Origin of the sequence: Sphingomonas sp. (assembly GCF_003248515.1) — a bacterium.
Classification (GTDB): Bacteria; Pseudomonadota; Alphaproteobacteria; order Sphingomonadales; family Sphingomonadaceae; genus Sphingomonas_I.
This window is the reverse complement of record NZ_QFOB01000002.1, coordinates 75,808-95,588: the sequence shown is the minus strand read 5'-3', so window position 1 is coordinate 95,588 and position 19,781 is coordinate 75,808. Positions and strand designations below refer to the sequence as shown.

At 65.6% G+C, this 19,781-nt stretch carries 16 protein-coding genes, 1 tRNA gene and 1 pseudogene; 9 read left to right on the top strand and 9 right to left on the bottom strand.

The annotated features are described in order from the left end of the window. Window positions 1–20 precede the first annotated feature (20 nt). Window positions 21–835: pseudogene (locus tag DI605_RS03585) on the top strand (IS5 family transposase). On the opposite strand, the gene DI605_RS03580 reads toward DI605_RS03585, so the two are convergent. Together DI605_RS03580 and DI605_RS03575 are read right to left on the bottom strand one after the other, a co-directional pair. After that, window positions 797–3,505 carry a DEAD/DEAH box helicase gene (locus tag DI605_RS03580; RefSeq protein WP_293969156.1) on the bottom strand — a complete coding sequence of 903 codons (2,709 nt, stop codon included), beginning with the start codon at window positions 3,503–3,505 and terminating at the stop codon, window positions 797–799. The pseudogene DI605_RS03585 and the gene DI605_RS03580 sit on opposite strands and share 39 nt — an antisense overlap. Next, a complete protein-coding gene (locus tag DI605_RS03575; protein ID WP_293969153.1) occupies window positions 3,489–4,265 on the bottom strand; it encodes a Hachiman antiphage defense system protein HamA in 777 nt (258 codons plus the stop codon). Before DI605_RS03575 ends, DI605_RS03580 begins: the two co-directional genes overlap by 17 nt. Window positions 4,266–4,422: 157 nt before the next feature. Here DI605_RS03575 and DI605_RS03570 point away from each other — a divergent pair, with 157 nt between their 5' ends. The 3 genes from DI605_RS03570 to DI605_RS03560 are packed head-to-tail and all read left to right on the top strand — an operon-like array spanning window position 4,423 to window position 7,065. Further along, entirely contained in the window at window positions 4,423–5,550 is a 1,128-nt protein-coding gene (locus DI605_RS03570; RefSeq protein ID WP_293969150.1) for a helix-turn-helix domain-containing protein, read from the top strand. Window positions 5,551–5,566: 16 nt separating this feature from the next. Next, window positions 5,567–6,271, top strand: a complete 705-nt coding sequence (locus tag DI605_RS03565; RefSeq protein WP_293969147.1) for a hypothetical protein — start codon at window positions 5,567–5,569, stop codon at window positions 6,269–6,271. Beyond that, window positions 6,268–7,065, top strand: a complete 798-nt coding sequence (locus tag DI605_RS03560; RefSeq protein WP_293969144.1) for a TIGR02391 family protein — start codon at window positions 6,268–6,270, stop codon at window positions 7,063–7,065. The genes DI605_RS03565 and DI605_RS03560 overlap by 4 nt, the downstream gene beginning before the upstream one ends. Here DI605_RS03560 and DI605_RS03555 read toward each other — a convergent pair. Together DI605_RS03555 and DI605_RS03550 are read right to left on the bottom strand one after the other, a co-directional pair. Next, window positions 7,054–8,367, bottom strand: a complete 1,314-nt coding sequence (locus tag DI605_RS03555) for a site-specific integrase (protein ID WP_293969141.1) — start codon at window positions 8,365–8,367, stop codon at window positions 7,054–7,056. The genes DI605_RS03560 and DI605_RS03555 overlap by 12 nt on opposite strands. Before the next feature lie 192 nt (window positions 8,368–8,559). Next, window positions 8,560–8,650: transfer RNA gene (locus tag DI605_RS03550), tRNA-Ser, on the bottom strand. A gap of 76 nt (window positions 8,651–8,726) precedes the next feature. On the opposite strand from DI605_RS03550, the gene DI605_RS03545 reads away from it, so the two are divergent. Continuing rightward, window positions 8,727–9,623 (top strand): peptidylprolyl isomerase, encoded by an 897-nt coding sequence (locus tag DI605_RS03545; RefSeq protein WP_293969138.1) that lies wholly within the window; start codon window positions 8,727–8,729, stop codon window positions 9,621–9,623. A gap of 82 nt (window positions 9,624–9,705) precedes the next feature. On the opposite strand, the gene DI605_RS03540 is transcribed toward DI605_RS03545, so the two are convergent. Together DI605_RS03540 and DI605_RS03535 are read right to left on the bottom strand one after the other, a co-directional pair. Continuing rightward, window positions 9,706–10,638 (bottom strand): intradiol ring-cleavage dioxygenase, encoded by a 933-nt coding sequence (locus tag DI605_RS03540; protein ID WP_293969135.1) that lies wholly within the window; start codon window positions 10,636–10,638, stop codon window positions 9,706–9,708. A gap of 175 nt (window positions 10,639–10,813) precedes the next feature. After that, window positions 10,814–11,566, bottom strand: coding sequence for a response regulator (locus DI605_RS03535; RefSeq protein ID WP_293969132.1), 753 nt, complete (start codon window positions 11,564–11,566; stop codon window positions 10,814–10,816). Between the two features lie 134 nt (window positions 11,567–11,700). Here DI605_RS03535 and DI605_RS03530 point away from each other — a divergent pair, with 134 nt between their 5' ends. Next, the gene (locus DI605_RS03530; protein WP_293969129.1) at window positions 11,701–12,993 is read left to right on the top strand and encodes a glycoside hydrolase family 130 protein; all 1,293 of its coding nucleotides are present in this window, start codon (window positions 11,701–11,703) and stop codon (window positions 12,991–12,993) included. 39 nt (window positions 12,994–13,032) lie between these two features. Here the strand turns inward: DI605_RS03530 and DI605_RS03525 are convergent, their stop codons facing one another. Further along, complete coding sequence (locus DI605_RS03525) at window positions 13,033–14,214, bottom strand: NAD(P)/FAD-dependent oxidoreductase (protein WP_293969126.1); 1,182 nt, start codon at window positions 14,212–14,214, stop codon at window positions 13,033–13,035. A 150-nt stretch (window positions 14,215–14,364) separates the two neighbouring features. On the opposite strand from DI605_RS03525, the gene DI605_RS03520 reads away from it, so the two are divergent. The 3 genes from DI605_RS03520 to DI605_RS03510 all read left to right on the top strand — a co-directional run bounded on the left by DI605_RS03520 (window position 14,365) and on the right by DI605_RS03510 (window position 16,355). Beyond that, a complete protein-coding gene (locus DI605_RS03520) occupies window positions 14,365–14,718 on the top strand; it encodes a DUF6481 family protein (protein WP_293969123.1) in 354 nt (117 codons plus the stop codon). After that, entirely contained in the window at window positions 14,715–15,377 is a 663-nt protein-coding gene (locus DI605_RS03515; protein WP_293969120.1) for a spermidine synthase, read from the top strand. Before DI605_RS03520 ends, DI605_RS03515 begins: the two co-directional genes overlap by 4 nt. A gap of 147 nt (window positions 15,378–15,524) precedes the next feature. Next, complete coding sequence (locus tag DI605_RS03510) at window positions 15,525–16,355, top strand: alpha/beta hydrolase (RefSeq protein ID WP_293969117.1); 831 nt, start codon at window positions 15,525–15,527, stop codon at window positions 16,353–16,355. Window positions 16,356–16,387: 32 nt separating this feature from the next. Here DI605_RS03510 and DI605_RS03505 read toward each other — a convergent pair whose 3' ends face one another. Together DI605_RS03505 and cydD are read right to left on the bottom strand one after the other, a co-directional pair. Continuing rightward, a complete protein-coding gene (locus tag DI605_RS03505) occupies window positions 16,388–18,067 on the bottom strand; it encodes an amino acid ABC transporter ATP-binding/permease protein (protein WP_293969114.1) in 1,680 nt (559 codons plus the stop codon). Then, entirely contained in the window at window positions 18,064–19,728 is a 1,665-nt protein-coding gene (gene cydD, locus DI605_RS03500; protein WP_293969111.1) for a thiol reductant ABC exporter subunit CydD, read from the bottom strand. Before cydD ends, DI605_RS03505 begins: the two co-directional genes overlap by 4 nt. Window positions 19,729–19,781: the final 53 nt, after the last annotated feature.

Genomic DNA, 19,781 nt, shown 5'->3' with positions numbered 1-19,781 from the left:
CTTGACCTGAGACTCGTGGGTTGATTCAAGGCTGTCTTTTGGAGGCGGCGTTGGGCGAGCGGGTTGGGGTATCGGACGAAGAATGGGCGCTGATCGGGCCGCTCCTGCCACCGGAACAAGGTCGCGGATGTCGCCCCGCCGGGGACAACCGGCGCTATTTCGAGGGCATGATGTGGATGGCGCGCTCAGGCGCGCAGTGGCGCCTGCTTCCCGACGAATATGGCAAATGGAACAGCGTGTTCCGGCGCTACCGGCGCTGGGTCGAGACCGGCGTGTTCGACGCGCTGCTGGAAACACTGGCAGAGATGGTGGCGCGCGACACCAGCGCCGACATGATCGATAGCACGGTGATCCGGGCGCATCATTGCGCCGTCGGGCTAAAAAAGGGGATCAAGAGGCCCAGGGGCTTGGCCGGTCGCGCGGCGGCTTCGGCACCAAGCTTCACGCTCGTTGTGACGGGCACGGCCGGCCGCTCGGCTTCGTCCTGACGCCGGGTCAGACGCACGATGTGCAGGGCTTTGGCCCGTTGTTCCGGATGCTCGACGACCGTATCGAAGCGCTGCTCGCCGACAAGGGCTACGACGCCGATGCCATCCGCGCAGAGCTTGCAGCTGCCAAAGTGGAGGCGGTTATCCCCGCCAAGAGCAATCGCCGGATCCCTATCCCGCACGATCGTTCGAAATACCGCTGGCGCAATCTCGTCGAGCGCTTGTTCAGCAAGCTCAAGAACTGGCGCCGCGTCGCCACGCGATATGATAAAACCAGAGAATCCTATCTCGGCTTCGTCAGCCTTGCCTCAGCATTCCTGTGGTTGCCCTTTGTCCACGGCGCCTAGCAGGTCATTCGCCTGTGCGGCGATCGCATCGAGCGCGTGGCCGGTGCCCAACCCGACACCCGCAAGGAAATAGCCGCGTCGCTGTTGCGCGGTCGAATTCGCCCACACTACGCGGCTGCGACCGATCAAGCCCGCACGCAGCGCCACCTGCGCTTCCTCGCCGCGGCGATTGAGCCGCCGCGACCACAGTGAAGATTGCAAGATGTTGTCGAGCGCTTCGGCAATGCCGTCGTCAGGCACCTCAGCATCACCGAGCAATGCCAGGATAGCAGTGTCTAATGAGGCAACATAGCCGTCCCATGCCCGGCGTTCCCTCTCCGCGTCTTCGGGACTTTCACCGGCTACCACCGGGAAAGCCCAAGCCTGGGCCTGATTGAGAACATATTCCGTGAGATCAGGTAGACTCCGCCTGACCTGCGCCTGCATGCGCAGAAGCAACGTCAGGACCAGACGCAGCAGACCGCTTTCCATCTCGCGCGACGTGACGTCCGCGATCAACCCTTCCCATTGGGCGGTGCGATAATCGTGCTGGTCGAAAATCGGATAGAGGACGAGCCCCTCGACATCGACATAGGCACGACCTGCCCGGCCCACGACATTCTTGAACTCAGCCGCCTCGATCCTCGCGCGGTTGCGGTACAGCGAATGGATGATGACTGCGGTCGCGGAAAGATTGAGCCCCTGCGCCAAAGTCGGCGAAGAGATCGTGACCTTGAGTACGCCTTCGCGAAGCAGTCGCTCGACCTCCTTGCGATAGGCAGTCGGAAGAGCGCCGTGATGGATGGCGACGCCAAGCCTCAGGCATTCGAGTATCGGATGGGCAGCACCGAGCCACTCCGCTCCCAGCACGAGCGCCGTGTCGAGCACCGCCGGCTCTACGGTCAGCAGGCTTCTCAACGCGCCTCTGCGATGCAGGTCGATGATGCGGTCGGCGAAGGGTTCGACGTGCTTGCGAACCGGGCAGAACACCAAGACTGACTGCCCATCGTCGACCAGCCGCCACGCCGTTGCCAGGCAAAGCTCGCCGAGATCCTTGGGAAACGGGGTCGTCCGCCGACCGACCGGCGGAACGAAGCTCGTCAGATAGCGCGGTACAAACGGGCGCTCGTCACCCACTCGCAGGTTGAGACGAGCAGAATTGCCGTTCCACAGAACCTCGCCGTATCGCAGCCGCGTTGGACGCCAATCATTCTTGATCAGCCCGCCTGGCTGATCACGCCGCAGCCAGCACGCGAAGTCGTCGAGTTGATCGCCGTCCGGCAAAATCGCCGACAGGCAGACAATCCGCCGATCGGCAGCGTCCGCCCGCTTCAGGAGCCGCTGAATCTGAACCTCGTAGCGAACTTCACGCTCGCTCAATCCGATCATGTGGCCTTCGTCAAAGATCAGCAGCCCGACATCATCGAGCAGTGTCGGATCATTGCGCAGCGCAAAATCGAGCTTTTCCGGGGTCGCAACGACGATATCGCGCGTGCGGATCGCATCCTCATCGACGTCGCTAACACCCGTACTCCCGTACAGCGCAGAGATTGTCTTACCCAGCGGGCCGAAGGTTCGTTGGAGAATGATTTCGGTTTGCGCGGACAAGGCACGAAGCGGGGTGACAAACACGATCCGCTTATCCGCGGCCAGGCATCGCAGGATGCATAGTTCCGCGATGCGCGTCTTTCCTGCGCTCGTCGGCAAGGACACGACGAGATCATCGGTTTGGTTCACGCTTCGCGCGGCCGCATCGATCTGCGAAGGCCATAGCTCGAGTTCCGCCTTCCGCCGGCTGTGCAGCACCGCAAGAAATAATGTCCTGAGCCCCGGCCACGTCGGCGCATCCCCGCCGGCCGGCACGATCGGCAATCGATCGTGAAAGCTGCAGTCCCAAAGGTCCGAAAGCAGGTGGATTGCGATCCGGTTGATCCACCATTGGGGAACAAGGTTCAGTTCTTCGCTGGCCGCTACATTTTCGGTGAGATCCGCGATTGCCGCATCGACAAGGGCGCGTTCCCCCCGTTCGAGTGCCACAAGGAACATCGCGATCGCGCCGAAGAAGCGGTCGGTGAGCACGGTATCGACCGCGTCGAAGACAAAGCTCGGATCGTCTCCCTCCGGGCGCCCCAGCAATTCCTCCACAAGCAACTGATTCTCAAGCGAGACGGTGATCGTGCGGTCTGATCCGGCGCCGCTCACCCGAAATGCCAGAACCATGGTTTCCAGCTCGTCCAGGTCTCGAAGCATCAAGAGCGCAAGCGCTCGCTCGGATCGCGAGAAATTCGCATCGGCAATCACGTGGCTGAGAAGCGAATAGGCCCGTGCCGATAGCCGCGCCAAATGATAGCTGGCCGCACCCACTACGAAATGGAAACTACGGTCGCTTCCCCCGCGTGGCCCGCGAGCGATCACAGCCTCGATCGCGGTCGCGGCTTGCTCGAACGCCGTACGCGCCCGGACACGATCACCGCCTTTGTCGCGCAGCCGGATGCCCATCTCCAGAAGAGCATACCCATAGCCGAGCAGGTCATTGCTAAGCTGCGGCGTAAACGCAGGCGCCTCGGGCGGGAGGACGCCGTCCCGCCATACCATAGCCCGCGCCTGACCTCGTGCAATCAGACGGTTTCTGAATCCCGGAACGGTCGCCGCGTCGATATCGACCTCGATCGCCTCAACCGTGGTTGGCATCGGCAATCACCCGGTCATACACGTCGGCGATAAAGGCGCCGTGGGCGTCGATCCGCACTCCAACATAGTTCTGCGGATATCCGCCAGGATAGCCTTGAAGGTTCGCACGCAGGATATTGCCAGGATCGTTTCCGGAGAATGTGAAGAGGAGGTGTGTGACGGTCTGCGGGGCAATACCATGCTTCAACAATGCGTCGTCGATCGCATCGGCCAGCGCGTCCTCGCCAGCCTCCATCAATCGTGCGGAGATGAACTCGAGTGCATGTGCGGAGGGCAAGCCACCCTCCTTGTCCAGTCCCTCCCGCGCCTCTGTAACGACCCCGCCCGCCAAAGCCGCGCGGCTCTTCGCCTCGGTCTTGAGAAAGTGAAGTCGCCCAGTCGCTTGATCGCGCATCAGGCCAATCACGTCGTCACCGCGCATCGCCATGTTGCGATGGTCCTTCCACCGCAAGCGTTTGATCGGCACATCATAGGGCGTTTCGCCGGCGATATATTCGGTCGCGAGAATCTCTCCGAGATCGCCGGACCGGATCGATTTGGTTGTCGGCAGCTTGTTTTCGATGAACGCCGCTGCCTCCGGGCGGCCGAGCCGGCGCAGGATGCGAGCGACCTGCTCTTCGGCGGCATAATGCTCGGGAACGATCGCGGCGACCGCGACGCATCCGTTCGCCGTGTCTGCTGCGCGTGCGGATATCACTTGCAGCGCATGCGGCCCCACATCCTCAAGCGCACTGTCACACCAGTTTGGAAATCCGACCATGCATCCCCCTTAGCCACCTCATAAGAGAGATGACCGAGGACCGCACGAAATAGCTGCGCCGATCCGGTCGATTGTTGCCAAGCTTTTCGTCTTAACTTGGTCGGTAGCTGGCCAAGTAACGGTCTCGACCCCGGACTCGCCGATGCTATGCAGCGACATGATCGACAAGCCCCTGGACCAGATCACGTTCAAAGACATCGAAGCGCTCGCCCTTTATGGCCGCAGCGAAGGGCTAACGCTGGATTTCAAGGTATCCTTCCCGGGCGCGGATCATAAGGGCACCCGCGATTTCCTGGCGGATGTAACGGCTCTGGCAAACACGGATGGCGGCGACATTGTCATCGGCGTTCGTGAGGACGGCAACGGTACCGCACAGGAAGTCGTTGGCATCGATGCGTCAAACCTCGATGAAGCCCTGCGGCGCGTCGACGATCAGCTGCGAAGCTGCGTAGACCCAAGAGTTCCGCAGTTCCGGATACGGACTATCGACCTTGAAAATGGGCGCGCCGTCCTCGTGATGCGGGTCGGAGCGAGCCTGATCGCGCCCCACCGTGTCGCCTTCGACAAGAGCAGTCGTTTCTTTCGGCGAGGCAATCGGAGCAACTACGAGATGAGTACAACGGAGCTCCGGCAAGCTTTCGCCGCATCGACCGACCTTCCGAACCGCATCCGCGATCTGCACCGTGCCGCCGTCGCAGCGATCGCAGGAACAGATATGCCATGCCGAATTCAGGAGGGCCCCACGGCCGTGTTGACCGTGGCGCCGCTGTCCGTTCTGAGAGAGGCGCGCTCTGTCAATTTCACGCGCGAGCTTGCGGTCCTTCCCCCACGCCACACCAGCAACCTCAATATGGTGGTGGGTTTGAGCGGCCTCGTCGTGCACTCGCCAATTGATGCCGAAACCAGGGCGGTCCGCAGTTGGTCAGTCAATCATCGACTGGGTTACCTCGACTTTGCCTGGACCGTCGGTCATGCCGACCGCGGCCAAAAGCTGGTCTGGCCGAAATATTTCGTCCCTGAGCTCAAGGGGATTGCGTCCTTCGCGGTCACGCGGCTCAGAAGCCTCGGAATAGAAGGGCCTTGGATCGCAATGCTGACGTTTGTTGGCGTGCGAGACTATCGCATCATTGCGGGTGACGATTACATGACCGATCCAGCGTGGGAAGATCCCGCCTATCTCGGCGAGATTGTCGACGATCAAATGTCTGCCGACGCCCTCCGACCGTTCACCGAGGGATTCTGGCGCCTCTTCGGGGTCGACCAGCCCCCGCAATCACAGCTCTGATCGTGAGGCACCGACCGTGGACGCCCTCTATTTCCTGAACAGCCGAACGAGATTCATCCGCTTCTTCTACGCGGAAAGTTCGGCATCATTCAGTGGCGTTAAGGACAAGATCGAGAACGCGCTCCCGCCCTTTGACGATCCCCCATATAGCGAGGATTCGGAGCCCCCATATCTTGAGGAATGGATGGATGCCGAGGCGGCGCTCGACGTCCTCGGCGTCGCCTGCATCTCCATGCTCTCCGACAGTCTGAAGCTCTATTTCAAGACCCTGGAAGAGAGGGTGATTGGATTCGGATTTGAGAACCGCGAGGCGCCCTTCCGTGGAGGCTTCGTTCCCGCCTACTTGGCAGCTCTGGGCGAGATACTCGGCACTGACTGGAGCGATTGTCCAGTTGATCTCGCCCTGATCGAGCAGATCGTCCTGGTCCGGAATCGGGGCCAGCACGGCGAGGATCTTACCTCATTCCATGTCACACACGACAAGGCGACGCTCGATAAGCACCCGCGGCCGTTCTTCGTCGCGGATAGCGAACTGTCGGCATTGACCGCGGAGGAGGGCTCGCTGGCGTCGCTCCTCATGCCGACGATCAAGGTCGATGGCGCCGGACTACATCGCGCGTTGGATGAGGTGGACGCCTTGGCGAGCTGGATTGAGGATCGTCTTGGGCACGCTCATGACTGGCGGCGACGCGTCGCCAGGCCACAGGTCGAACAGCCGTGAAGCTTTTTACACCCGACCAGCTGGAAGCGATCGCGGGAGCCTTGGGCGACACCGAGATCGGATTGACCAACCCCGATATCGAGTTTCTGATTCGATCGGCCAAAATGGTCGATCCCGGCAAGACCACGAAGCGTGTGCGCCTCTTCAACGCCTTCGCCGAGAGCCAGAACAGCAAACGCAATCGAACCCATATTCTCGAGTTTATCCGTCTTGCAATGAGCCCAGCTCGCTACAGCCGCGAGCCTCATCGCTTCGAACCGCTGCGCGCGGCCTTGAATCAGGCGCTCGCCTTCGCGGGGCTCGTCGTGGATGAGGCGGGGAAGCTCACGACGGTTGACGCGGTTTCCACGCTACCGGAAGCGCAGCGGCGCGCACGCGACTTGCGCGCCGACCTTGAGGGTCGCGACGTGCATCCCGACGTTCTCGCGTTCTGCAGGGCCGAGCTCCTCGCCGACAACTATTTTCACGCCGTCCAGGAGGCGGTGAAAAGTGTCGCGGACAAGATGCGCCGCCTGACCGGGCTCACCGATGATGGCGGCGCGCTGGTCGATCGCGCGCTGGGCGGCGAGCCACCGATGCTCGCGATCAATCCCCGATCCACGGTCAGCGAAAAGAGCGAGCAGAGCGGATTCGCGAACCTTGTGAAAGGCGCATTCGGGATGTTCCGGAACCCAACGGCGCACGAGGCCCGCATTCATTGGACGATGACCAAAGACGACGCCGAGGATCTGCTTACCATCGTCTCACTGATCCACCGTCGGCTCGATCAAGCCTCACGCCCGTCACGGGTGTAACAATGCGCCACCAGGTTGCGTCGGAGAGGGCGGCACTGGGGCAGCATTGGCTGGCACCAATTCTGTTGGAGAGACACCGTCCGAGCAGTAGCTTTCCCAAGCCTCCATCAAGGCGCGCCGTTTGGCCAGTGCTCGCCCGCGCCGATAGGCGCGCTCAGCCTTGTTACCAATGGTATGCGCAAGCGCCATTTCCACCGTCTCTCGTTCGAAATTGGTCTCTTCTCCGGCCCAGTCCCGGAACGAGGAGCGGAAGCCATGAACGGTGATACCATCGATATCCATGCGCCGGAGCAGCATGGACATCGCCATGTTCGACAACTTCCCGCCTCTCTGAGCCGGAAACACCAGTCGATGTGGCTCTAGGCTTTTTGGCTTCAACGCATTTAGAAGTGCCATCGCGCGATCCGTAAGCGGCACCGAATGCTCGACCTCAGCCTTCATCCGAAGGGCCGGGATCGTCCAGAGCCGGTTCTCGAAATCGACCTCGCCCCATGTCATCCCGATAACCTCACCTGTTCGTGCTGCAGTGAGGATGGCGAATTCGAGCGCCCGGGCAGCCGTAGCCGGCCGCCGCTTGAGCTTGCCATAGAAATCCGGGACCTGGATGTAGGGCATCGCCGCGTGGTGGCCCGTCGACTTGCGTTGCTTCGGCATCATCAGTTCGAGATGCCCCTTCCACCGAGCGGGGTTTTCGCCCTCTCGATGGCCCGCGACGCGTGCAGCATCAAGCACGCGCTCGATCCGGCCCCGCACGCGCCGCGCGGTCTCCGGCACCTTGAGCCAAATCGGCTGCAGCGTTGCCACGACGTCATCCGTGACGATCGCGGCGAGTTCCATCTCGCACAGCTTCGCGGCATGCGTCTTCAACGTCGCCCGCCACTGCTTGCGATGCTTGTCGTTGCGGAACCCATCCTCGATTTCGTCGATCAGCTTGTCTGCGAAATTCCAGAAGGTAACGCCGCCTTGCGAACGGGCGCGACGCTTCGGCCCCGGTAGAACCACCGCAACCGGCTCTGCCGGCTTCGGCCGAGCTTCGAGCCGCTCAGCGATTGGATCACGTCCCTCGGCAAACGCCGCCTTCGCATCCGCCGCCAATTTGCGGGCGGCAGCGAGCGACACAGCCTCGGGTGTGCCTAGCCCCATCTCGCGGCGTTGCCCGCCACCGATCAGGAGCAGCACCCAGGACCGGTTACCGTTGGGCTTCACCAACAGATATAGGCCGTTGCCGTCCGAATGCTTGCCCGGTTTGGTGATCGCGGTCACCTGCTTGGCGACCAGCTTGTTGCTGAATCTGCGTGCCATCACGACCTCCGCTCATCCAACTGGGAAGCCGGGGAGGCGATATCCAGCCCCAATCCTGTTCCCAATCGTGGCTGCGGCCTGAGGCGATCAAGCACGAACCAATGGGGTCGGAAAATATTTTTCAACCGCCTGATATTACTGCTGTTTTTGAGCCTTTGGACGGTCCGCCGCGGTTCGCGGGAGACCGTCCAGTGGCGGAGCGGGAGGGATTCGAACCCTCGATACGGTTTTGCCGTATACTCACTTTCCAGGCGAGCGCCTTCGACCACTCGGCCACCGCTCCGCATTGCTCTGGAAGGGCGCGCCCTAATGCGGGCGGGCGGCTTTCGCAAGCCGTGTCGACGTGGCAGTCTGCCGATATGCGCCTGATCCCTCCGTCCGTCTCCGCCGTGGCCGTTGTCGCCGCATCCCTTTCGCTCGCTTCCGCCTCCATGGCCGCGCCCGTCACGCCCGCTTCCGTGCTGGCGGAGGCGCCCGCGGCTGCCTGGATCGCCCCCGCGCCGGAGGATCTGCTCGTCATGGATCTGGCCGGCGGCAAGCGCGTCGTGATCGCGCTCGCGCCTTCCTTCGCGCCCGTTCATGTCGGCAATATCAAGGCGCTCGCCCGTGCCCATTGGTATGACGGGCTGTGGATCGAGCGCGTGCAGGACAATTATGTCGTTCAGTGGGGTGATCCCACCGAGAAGAAGCCGCTGCCCGAAGGCGTGGCGGCCGATCCGCCCGCCGAATATGAACGCAGCGCCGCCGGCCTCGTCGTGGCGCCGCATCCCTATCGGGATACCTTCGCCCCCGCGACGGGCTTCGTCGCGGGCTGGCCGGTGGCGGAGGAGGACGGGCAGGCGTGGCTCACCCATTGCTATGGCATGGTGGGCGTGGGGCGGAACAATGCGCCATCCACGGGCAGCGGGGCGGAGCTTTACGCGATCATCGGCCATGCGCCGCGCCAGCTGGATCGGAACATCGCGCTTGTCGGCCGGGTGCTGACCGGGATTGAGGGGATGACGGCGCTGCCGCGCGGCGGCGAGGCAATGGGTTTCTACAAGACGGAGGCCGAGCGGCTGCCGATCGTGTCGGCGCGGCTGGCGAGCGACCTGCCCGAGGCGGATCGCCCGCGGGTGCGCGTGCTGGATACGGCCAGCCCCGCCTTTGCGGCATGGGTGAAGATCCGCGCCAACCGGAAGGATGATTTCTACATCCGCCCGGCCGGCGCGATCGATCTGTGCAGCGTGATGCCACCGGTGAAGGAAGGGGATTGAGAGAGCCTTCCCGCCCTCCGCCGCCACCCGCGCGACAGGCGCGGATGGCAGCCGGCAGGGGTGTGACGGAGGAGCGCGCGCCTTATAGGGCGATGCCGATCACGGCGGTGGCGACATAGCCGGCGGAGACGCTTCCCGTCATGGACGGTGTCTGCTGTGCCAGCTGGGCGGCCGTATTGTCGCCGAAGACATTGTCGCTCGAAAGCGTCACGCGCGAGAAATTGGTGATGCTGCTGCTGTAGCCGGTGGCGCCGTTATAGACGGTGGAGCAGGTCGCGCTCGGCAGCGCCAGCTGGGAGGTGAGCACGGCATTCCGCCCCGTGGTGGCTGTGGCCAGGCTCGAATAGATTTCGAAATGGATGTGTGGCCAGCGCCCGTCATAACAGCCGGGGAAGATGGTGGTGAACGTCACCTGTCCGTTGGAATCGGTCACCTGCACGCCGCGCAGATAGCTTTCGGCCGCCGCCGTATAGAGCGAATAATTGCCCGATCGATCGCAATGCCAGATGTAGATGGCATAATTGGAGAGCGGCGCGCCGCTGGCGTTGACGTTCACCAGCGTCAGCGTGAGCGTCATGAGCACGCCGGCCGCGACATTGGTGGATCCGGACAGGAAGCTCGGGCGGATATCGGACCGCACGATGCCGCTCTGGATCAGCACATTGTTGGTCGATCCGCTGGAGCTGTTGGTCCCGTCGCCGGGATAGGGCCCGGCCGTCTCGGCGGGATCGGCCACATAGGTACCGCTCGTCGTGGTGGTCGTGGTCGACCCGCTGTCGGTGGTGCCGGTATTGGTGGTCGTGGTCGTGGTGGTGGTCGATGTGCTGGACGATGTCGTGCCGGTGGAGTTGGCGGAGGCCGTATCGCCGCTGCCGCCGCCACAACCCGTCACCAGAGCGCCGGCGCCTGCGCCCGCGAACCAGGCGAGCGCGCGGCGGCGATCGATCATCTTCTTCTCGATGATGGCGAGATCGTAGGCGAGGCCGCGATCATGGTCTTCGATTTCGTGTTGCATGGCAGGTCGCTCCCCCGGAGAATGGATATGGGGTTCTTCTTAAGCGGCGGAATTTGCCCGTGGATTTCGTCGCATGTCGGGCATGTTGCGATGTTGCGCCGGGGAGGGGGCTTGCCCTGCCGCGGAATGGATCAGCGCGGCGATGCCCCCGGAAAACGCCGTTCCCGGGGACTCCTCAGCTCCGGCTGACGGCCGGGGCGAACAGATAGCCTTCGTTGCGCACGGTGCGGATCAGCTCGCCCGATCCGGCGCCGTCGGAGAGTTTGCGGCGGAGCCGGCTCACCTGCACGTCGATCGCGCGATCATAATGGTCGCTTTCCTCGCCGCGCGCGAAATCCAGTAGCTGGTCACGCGTCAGCACGCGGCGCGGATGCTCGACGAAGGCGCGCAGCAGGCGGAACTCGCCGTCGGTCAGCGCGATCAGCCGGTCGGCCGGATCGTAGAGCATCCGCATGTCGAGATCGATCCGCCAGCCGGCGAAGCGCAGCGCCTCGCCCTCGTGCACCTCCGCTTCGCGTGTGGCGCCGGCATCGCGCTTCTCGCGCCGGCGCAGCACGGTGCGGATCCGCGCGAGCAGTTCGCGCGGATTGCAGGGCTTGGCCAGATAATCCTCGGCGCCCATTTCCAGGCCCACGATGCGATCGACATCGGTGCCCACCGCAGAAAGCATGATGACGGGCGGCCCTTCCTCGCGCTGCAGCTTGGTCAGCGCGGAAAGGCCGTCTTCCTTGGGCATCATCACGTCGAGCACGATCAGGTCGTAGCTCTGCTTCGCCAGCATTTCGCGCATCTCGATCGGATTGGCGGCGGTTTCGGTCTGGAAGCCGTGCTTGTCTAGGAACGAGGACATCAGGCGGCGGATGCCCGCGTCGTCGTCGACGATCAGGATACGGGTGGCGAGATCCATATTCATATTGATGGCGTTCATGCGCGCCGAATGCCAGCATCTTGTGCCGCGTGTGTTTCATCAATCTTGCGACGGCCCCACCGGATGTTGCGCTCTGCAACTTCCCGCCTTGCGGCGTGTTGCAGGTGCGAAAGAGAAATCGTCGAGGAGCCGTCATGCCCGCAGGCACCGATATCATGACCCATTCGCCCGTCTCGCTCCGGCCCGATCCGTCGCGCACGGTGCTGCGCCCGTTCGATGTAGGCGATCCGAAGGGGTTCGAGCAGGCGGAGCCACGGGCGCACCGCATCGCCGATCGCGTGCGGCATATGGACGCCGATCTGCTGCGCGACGAGCTTCGCCGCGTGCTCGAGAATCTGGGCGAGCGTCATTATGATGTCGAGGACGTCGTGTTGCGCCGGTTCGAGGAGGTCAAGGATCGGGCCGGCTGCGTCGGCATGGATCAGGATCGCGCGCGCCTGATCGGCGCCTATTTCACCGAAGAATATTCGTTCGAATCCGCCGCCCTCTTCAATCCCAGCATCCTTGCGCTGGAAGATCAGGCGGGCGTGCCGGAGGGGGGGGTGCGCTTCGCTCTGTCGCTGCGCGGCATAGGGGAGGGGCATCTGTCCTCCGTGACCTTCCGGATCGGGACGTGGGATCCGAAATATGGCTTCCGCGTCGATCCGCCGAGCGCGCATGCGATCACGCCGCAGATCGAACGCGGGGTCAGCAAGGATGATGGCAGCTATACGCGGATCCGCTTCGAAGGCGCGAAGGATCCGTCGGAAGCCATCCTCTTCCCCGTCACGCCCAGCCAGTCGCGCGGGATCGAGGATCTCCGGATGACGCGCTTCGTGGAGGATGACGGCTCGGTCCGCCCGCTCGGCACCTATACGGCCTTCAATGGCGTGGAGGCGCGATCCGAACTGATGGAGGCGGTCGATTTCCAGGTGTTCGATCTGCGCGCGATGACGGGCAGTGCCGCCTCGGCCAAGGGCATGGCGCTGTTTCCCCGGCGCATCAACGGCCGCTATGCGATGCTGGGCCGGCAGGATGGCGAGAATCTCTGGTATCTCGAATCCGACGATCTCACCCACTGGGACGGCGGCGAGATCATCATCCGGCCCGAAATGTTCTGGGAATATGTGCAGATCGGCAATTGCGGCGCGCCGATCGAGCTGGATGAAGGCTGGCTGGTCATCACCCATGGCGTGGGATCGGTGCGCAATTACTGCATCGGCGCCTGCCTGCTCGACAGGGATGATCCGCGCAGGGTGCTGAAGCGGATGCACCTGCCGCTCGTCCATCCCAGCCCCAAGGAGCGCGACGGCTACGTGCCGAATGTCGTCTATAGCTGCGGCGCGCTGGTCCACGATCGCACGCTGCTTCTGCCTTATGGCGTGGCCGACAATTTCACGAGCTTCGCGAGCGTGCCCGTGGACGATCTGCTCGCGGCGATGAAGTGAGAGGGCGCTCGTCCGATCGCTGACGGGCAGGTGAAATGGCTATCGGCTGGCGATCGCCTCGCCACAGGCGCGCCCGCTCGCCCACGCCCACTGGAAATTATAGCCGCCGAGCCAGCCGGTGACGTCCACCGCCTCGCCGATCGCATGGAGGCCAGGTACGTCGCGGGCCTCCATCGTCTGGCTGGAAAGGCGTTGGGTGCTGATCCCGCCCACCGTCACTTCCGCCTTGGCGAAGCCCTCCGTGCCGTTGGGATGGAAGTGCCAGGCCGCCAGCGCCTGTTCCGCCGCCTGCAATCGGCCATCGGTGAACGCGCCGATCTCGCCCGAAAGGCCCAGCCTTTCGGCCAGCGTCTCCGCCAGCCGGTCCGGCAGGCGGCCGCCCAGCATGCGCAGGATGCCGGCCTTGGGATTGGCGCGCTTGGCCTCGCGCAGCCAGCCGGCCGGGCGATCGGGCAGGAAATCGATCGTCACCGCCTCGCCGTGCCGCCAATAGGAGGAAGCCTGCAGGATTGCCGGGCCTGATAGCCCACGATGCGTGAAGAGCGCAGCCTCGCGGAAGCTGGCCTTGCCGGCCTTCGCGGTTACCTCGGCCGAAACACCGGAAAGCTCGCGGAACAGCACTTCCTCGCCACCCAGCGTCAGGGGCACGAGCGCGGGGCGGGGCTCCACCACCTTCAGGCCGAAGCGGCGCGCGAGATCATAGGCGAATCCGCTCGCGCCCAATTTCGGGATGGAGGGGCCACCGGTGGCGATCACCAGCGCCGGCGCCTCGGCGGTGCGCGCGCCGAAGCGGATGCGATAGCGCCCGTCCGCATGATCCACCGTGGAGACTGCCTCGCCCAGCGCGATTTTCACCCTGCCGGTGGCGCATTCTTCCAACAGCATCGCCACGATCTGCTTCGCCGATCCGTCGCAGAAGAGCTGCCCCAGCGTCTTTTCGTGCCAGGCAATGCCGTGCCGGGCGATCAGCGCTAGGAAGTCGGCCGGTGTATAGCGGGCGAGCGCCGATCGCGCGAAATGGGGGTTGGCCGAAAGAAAGCGCTCGGGCGTGGTGCCGATATTGGTGAAGTTGCAGCGCCCGCCGCCCGAGATCAGGATCTTCTTGCCCGCAGAGTCGGCATGATCGAGCAGGAGGATCCGCGCGCCCCGCTGCCCGGCGGTCGCCGCGCACATCAGCCCGGCTGCGCCGGCCCCCAGAATGATCGCATCATAGCTCGTCATCCCACGCCCTTAATCGCTGGCGTGGCATCCGCGAAGCCATCGCGCCTGAGAACATTTGGCGGAACGTTTGGCGAGTCCGGGCCTTTGCGGATAAGGGGCCTCCTTTCAATCAGGCCCACCGTGGCCAAAGCAAGGATGACGGACGGAAAGATGGCAGGTTTCAAGACCCCGGATCTCAACGAGCGGGCGGCGGCGGCACGCGCGGCCAAGCAGCGCGCGCTCGATCTGCTGCGCGAAAAGCCCGCGCCGGATCCGGCCGAACTCGCCGCCAAGGCCGCTGCCCGCGAGGCGCGCGAGGCGGCGGAGGCAGAGCGCCGCGCCGCGAAGCGCGCGGCCGAGGCGGAGGCCAAGGCGGCCAGGGCCGCCGCGCGCGCCGAGGCGGAGGCCGCTGCTGCTGCCGCCGCCGCCGCGTCGCAGAAGCCGGCCAAGCCGGAACTGAGCGACGCCGAGAAGAAGGCGCTGCGCGATGCGCGCTACGCGGCGCGCAAGGCCCGCAAGAAGTGAAGCCACGCGAAGTCATCGGCGTGGCGGAGGTTCCGGGCGGTCCGCCGCTCCGCCTCATTCGCCACGACGATGATTTCATGATCCTGCTCGAGCGCAACGAACTGATGAGCACGCGCAAGAGCGGCTCGGAAAAGGCGCTCGGCCAAATGACGTGCGATCGCCTGTCCCTGCGCTCGCCGCGTCTGCTGATCGGCGGCTATGGCATGGGCTTCACGCTGCGCGCCGCGCTGGAAAAGGTCGGTGCCGATGCGCGCATCGTGGTGGCGGAGCTGGTGCCCGGCATCGTCGAATGGGCGCGCGGGCCGATGGCGGCGCTCACCGCCGGCTGCCTCGACGACGCTCGCGTGGAGATTCGTATCGACGATGTTGGCAGGGTGATGGAGCAGGGGGGCTACGATGCGATCCTGCTGGATGTGGATAATGGCCCCGATGGCCTGACCCGTCCCGCCAATGACGGGCTCTATTCCACGCAGGGCCTTGCCCGCGCGCGCGCCGCGCTCAATCCCGGTGGAATTCTCGCCGTCTGGTCTGCCGGTGACGATCCCGCTTTCACCGCGCGCCTCAAGAAAGCGGGCTTCGTGGTGGAGGATGTCCGCGTCCGCGCGCGCGAAAATGGCAAGGGCCCGATCCACGTCATCTGGTTTGCGCGGAAGCGATAGGGTTTCCGCCCCACGCCCCGCTGCCGACGCACGGCTCGCGCGTCGCATTTGCCCGCTGCACCCGTAACGAAGCAGCCCTATAATGGCCCCGGCTTCGGCCATTGGGGCAGGGGTGGGCCCGCGCTCCGGTGAAGAAGGGATAGCGACATGGCGACCATCACCACGCAGGACGGCACCGAGATCTTCTACAAGGATTGGGGGCCCAAGGATGCCCAGCCGATCGTCTTCCATCATGGCTGGCCGCTGAGCGCCGACGATTGGGACAATCAGATGATGTTCTTCCTCGGCCACGGCTACCGCGTGATCGCGCATGACCGGCGGGGCCATGGCCGCTCCAGCCAGACCTGGGCGGGCAACGAGATGGATACCTATGCGGCTGATGTGATCGCGCTCGCCGCCGCGCTGGATCTGAAGGGAGCGGTCCATATCGGCCACTCCACCGGCGGGGGCGAGGTGGCGCGCTATGTCGCCCGGTCCGAACCGGGGCGTGTCGCAAAGGCCGTGCTGATCGGGGCCGTGCCGCCGATCATGGTGAAGTCCGATGCGAATCCCGGCGGCCTGCCGCTGGAGGTGTTCGATGGCTTCCGCACGGCGACCGCCGACAATCGCGCCCAATTCTTCGTCGATGTGCCGGCGGGGCCTTTCTACGGCTTCAATCGCGAGGGCGCGAAGGTCAGCCAGGGCGTGATCTACAATTGGTGGCGGCAGGGCATGATGGGCGCGATCAAGGCTCATTATGATTGCATCAAGGCTTTCTCGGAGACCGATTTCACCGAGGATCTGAAGGCGATCGAGGTGCCCGTTCTCGTGATGCACGGCACGGACGACCAGATCGTGCCCTATGCGGATTCGGCGCCGCTCACGGTGAAACTGCTGAAGAACGGCACGCTGAAAAGCTATGACGGGTTCCCCCACGGCATGTGCACCACGCATCCGGACATCATCAATCCGGATCTGCTGGCCTTCGTTCAGGCCTGATCGGGGCCTTTCCCGGCCCGAACGCCCAGACGCTACGCCAGTTCGCGTGCGCGGGGGCAGCCCGGCGCCGGCTCGGCCTTCCCGCCGAGCCGGATGACCTCGCCGCACAGCGTGGTGAGCCTGTGGCGATGGCTCACCAGCAGCAGCCCCTGTCCGGTCCGCTCCAGCCGCGCGGCCAGCCTTTCCGTCACCAGCGCCTCGGTCGCTGCGTCCAGCCCCTCCGCCGGTTCGTCCAGCAGAAGGAAGGGCGCGGCGGAAAGGCAGGCACGCGCCAGGGACAGGCGCCGCCGCTCGCCACCGGAAAGGCGCGCGCCATTCTCGCCGATCCAGCCATCCAGCCCCAGAGGCAGCGCCTTCACGCGACCGTCCAGCGCGGCATCGTGCAGCGCCGCCCACAGGCTCGCCTCGTCGGCATCCGGCCGGGCCAGCAGCAGATTCTCGCGCACCGTGCCGGCCAACAGCATCGCGTCCTGCGGCGCCCAGCCGAACAGTCGGCGCAGCGTGCCGCAGGGCAGATCGGCCAGATCCACCCCGTCCACCAGGATATGGCCGCGTTCCGCCGGTCGCAGGCCGATCAGGCTTTCGATCAGGGTGGTCTTGCCGATGCCGGACGGCCCTTCGATCAGAATCCGGCTTCCGGCGCGCAGCCAGCGGAAATCGTCCCGCGCGAATTCGATCATCGGCAGCGATCCCGCCCCGACATCGCCTTCGGCATGAGCCCATGCGTCGATCCTCGCGTCGGTCCATGTCCGGGCCGGCGCGGGATCGGAAAGGATCGCGTCCAGCCGCCCGGTCGCCTCGTCCACGGCGCCGCGTTCCGCCAGATCGCGCAGCAGCGGCGTGATGCCGTCCAGCGTCATCGCGCCGGCCAGCGCCGCGAGCGCGGCGATCGCCGCGCCATGACCGGCCGAAAGCGCGGCGGCCGCAACCGCCGCCAGCGCGATGCCGATCGGCTGGCACAGATCGAACCAGCCGGCCACGATCGCCTGCGCGCGCTGCGCCCCGGCGAGTTCGCGGCTCCGTTCCGCGATCTGGTCGGCCGCCCAGCCTTCCAGCCCGTAGCAGCGCAGCTCGGCGGAAGCGCCGGCGAGCGATGCCACCTCCGTCTTGAGCGCGCCGATCGCGTGCTGCGCCCGCCGGCCCGGCCCGGCCAGCCGGTGCGCCAGCAGGCGCGCGGCGAGCAAGGTGGCGGCGAACAGCAGCAGCACCGTCAGGGCCGCCGCCCATCCACCCGGCGCGATCAGCGCGCCACCCGCGATCAGGGAGGATGCCGCGCCCCACGGCGCCGAAAGGCGCACGAAGCGCGCCTCGATCCGGTCGACATCCTGCGTCACGCGGGCGGTGGCATCGCCGCTCGTGATCGCCAGAGTGCGTGTGATCGGGGCGGCCGCGATGGCGGCGAACAGCGCCGGCCGGATCCGCGCCAGCGCGGAAAAGGCCGCCTCGTGGCTCGCCAGCCGCTCGCCATAGCGCGCGCCTGTCCGCACGATGGCAAGCAGGCGGATCGTGGCGCTGGGCAGCATATAGTTGAAGCCCTGCGCCGCGAGGATCCCCGCCGCGCCGGCGGTGGCGGCCGCGGTGATGAACCAGCCCGAAAGCCCGAGCAGTGCCACCGAGGATGCCGCCACCAGCCCAGCCAGCAGCGCCCCGCGCGCGAGCAGGCCCCGCTGGTGGGCGCGCTCGGCGCGGATCAGTCGCTCGATCGGCCTCATGGCTTGCGCTCCAGTCGGATGATGCGATCGGCAATGGCTGCCAGCCGCGCACTGTGCGTGGCGATCAGGGTGGTGCGGCCCGCGCAGGCATCGGCGATCGTGGCGATCAGCGCGGCTTCGGATCCTTCGTCCAGATGCGCGGTCGGTTCGTCCAGCAGCATGAGGGGCGCGCCTTTCAGCAGTGCGCGCGCCAGCGCGATCCGCCGCCGCTCGCCGCCGGAGAGGCCGCCGCCGCGTTCGTCGATCGGGCTGTCGAGCCCCTGCGGCCGCACCAGCAGCATCGGCCCCAAGCCGGCCGCGCGCGCCACCGCATCGATCGCGGCATCGTCGGCATCGGGCCGGGCCAGCGCGATATTGTCGCGGATCGTGCCCGCCATCATCAGTGGATTCTGCCCCATCCATGCGGCGATCGGCGCGACGCTGCCGATCGCATCGATCGGCCGTCCGTCCACCGTCAGCCGTCCATCACTCAGCGGCGCGAGCCCCAGCAGCAGATGGAGCAGGCTGCTTTTGCCGCTTCCCGATGGCCCCAGCATCGCCACCATCTCACCCGGCTTCACGTCCAGCGAAAAGCCGGAAAGGGCGGCCGCCTCGCCCTCGTCATAGCGGATCGCCACGTCGTGGAAGCGGAGGGCCGGAGCCGTGGGGCAGGTAATCCGCGCGGCGGCGCCCGTGTCGCCGGCCTCCCGCTCCACCGCCGCCAGCCGTTCGGCCGCCGTCTCGGCCGATTGCTTGTCATGATAGGCGGCCGCCAGCCGGCGCATCGGCGCGTAGAATTCGGGCGCCACCGCCAGCACGAAAAAGGCGCGCGCCAGATCCAGCTTTTCCGGAACGGGGAAGGGGAGCAGCCCCAGGAGGTTGAAGCCGGCATAGACGGCGACGAGCGCCACGGAGAGCGCCGCGAAGAATTCCAGCGCTGCCGAGGAAAGGAAGGCGACGCGCAACACCCGCATCGTCCGCCGGGACAGATCCTCCGCCGCATCGTGCAGCAGCGCCGTCGATCGCGCCTCCCCGCCAAAGGCCAGCACGATCGGCAGCGCGCGAATCCGATCACCGAACAGCGAGGAGAGCCGCGCCAGCGCCATGAATTGCCGGCGAGACTGATCCGCCGCCGCCCCGCCGGCCAGCGCCATGGCGAGGATGAAGGGCAGGAGCGTCGCCGCCAGGATCCCGGCCGCGATCGGGCTGGCCCAGGCCGTCGCCGCCAGCACCAGCAGGGGCGCGATCCCGGCGGCGATCCGCGCGGGCAGGAAGCGTGAGACATAGCCGTCCACCGCCTCCACATCGTCCACGGCCGCGCTCATCATCGCCCCCGCCGTCACGCCCGCGCGCTGGCGGAAGAGCGCGCTTGCGATCCGGCGCCGCAGCGCGAGCTTGGCGGCGCGGGCGTCATCCGCCCCCGCCATGGCGAGCGCCAGCGCGATCACGCCCCGGATCATGCCCGCGCCCAGCGCCAGCGCTAGCCACGGCAGCATCGCGCGCCAGCCTTCGGGAGATGCCGTGATCGCGCGGGCGAGGCCGGCGGCGAAGGCGATCGCCGCCGCCGTATCGCCCAGCAGCAGCGCCACGCCGCGTCGCGCGCCGTTGCCCGGCTTCGCCACGCCGCGAAGGTAGAGCGTGCGCGCCCGCGCCGCCTGCCTGTCCAAGACCGTCGCCACCATAAGACCCTTATAGCCTCGCGCGGCGCCACCGTCTTTGATACCGATCAATGTTG

Excerpts from the sequence above, each read along its gene's own strand:
- DI605_RS03580 (WP_293969156.1), bottom strand. The coding sequence starts at position 3,505 with ATGCCAACCACGGTTGAGGCGATCGAGGTCGATATCGACGCGGCGACC.
- DI605_RS03575 (WP_293969153.1), bottom strand. The coding sequence starts at position 4,265 with ATGGTCGGATTTCCAAACTGGTGTGACAGTGCGCTTGAGGATGTGGGG.
- DI605_RS03570 (WP_293969150.1), top strand. The coding sequence starts at position 4,423 with ATGATCGACAAGCCCCTGGACCAGATCACGTTCAAAGACATCGAAGCG.
- DI605_RS03555 (WP_293969141.1), bottom strand. The coding sequence starts at position 8,367 with ATGGCACGCAGATTCAGCAACAAGCTGGTCGCCAAGCAGGTGACCGCG.
- DI605_RS03545 (WP_293969138.1), top strand. The coding sequence starts at position 8,727 with ATGCGCCTGATCCCTCCGTCCGTCTCCGCCGTGGCCGTTGTCGCCGCA.
- DI605_RS03540 (WP_293969135.1), bottom strand. The coding sequence starts at position 10,638 with ATGCAACACGAAATCGAAGACCATGATCGCGGCCTCGCCTACGATCTC.
- DI605_RS03535 (WP_293969132.1), bottom strand. The coding sequence starts at position 11,566 with ATGAACGCCATCAATATGAATATGGATCTCGCCACCCGTATCCTGATC.
- DI605_RS03530 (WP_293969129.1), top strand. The coding sequence starts at position 11,701 with ATGCCCGCAGGCACCGATATCATGACCCATTCGCCCGTCTCGCTCCGG.
- DI605_RS03525 (WP_293969126.1), bottom strand. The coding sequence starts at position 14,214 with ATGACGAGCTATGATGCGATCATTCTGGGGGCCGGCGCAGCCGGGCTG.
- DI605_RS03520 (WP_293969123.1), top strand. The coding sequence starts at position 14,365 with ATGGCAGGTTTCAAGACCCCGGATCTCAACGAGCGGGCGGCGGCGGCA.
- DI605_RS03510 (WP_293969117.1), top strand. The coding sequence starts at position 15,525 with ATGGCGACCATCACCACGCAGGACGGCACCGAGATCTTCTACAAGGAT.
- DI605_RS03505 (WP_293969114.1), bottom strand. The coding sequence starts at position 18,067 with ATGAGGCCGATCGAGCGACTGATCCGCGCCGAGCGCGCCCACCAGCGG.
- cydD (WP_293969111.1), bottom strand. The coding sequence starts at position 19,728 with ATGGTGGCGACGGTCTTGGACAGGCAGGCGGCGCGGGCGCGCACGCTC.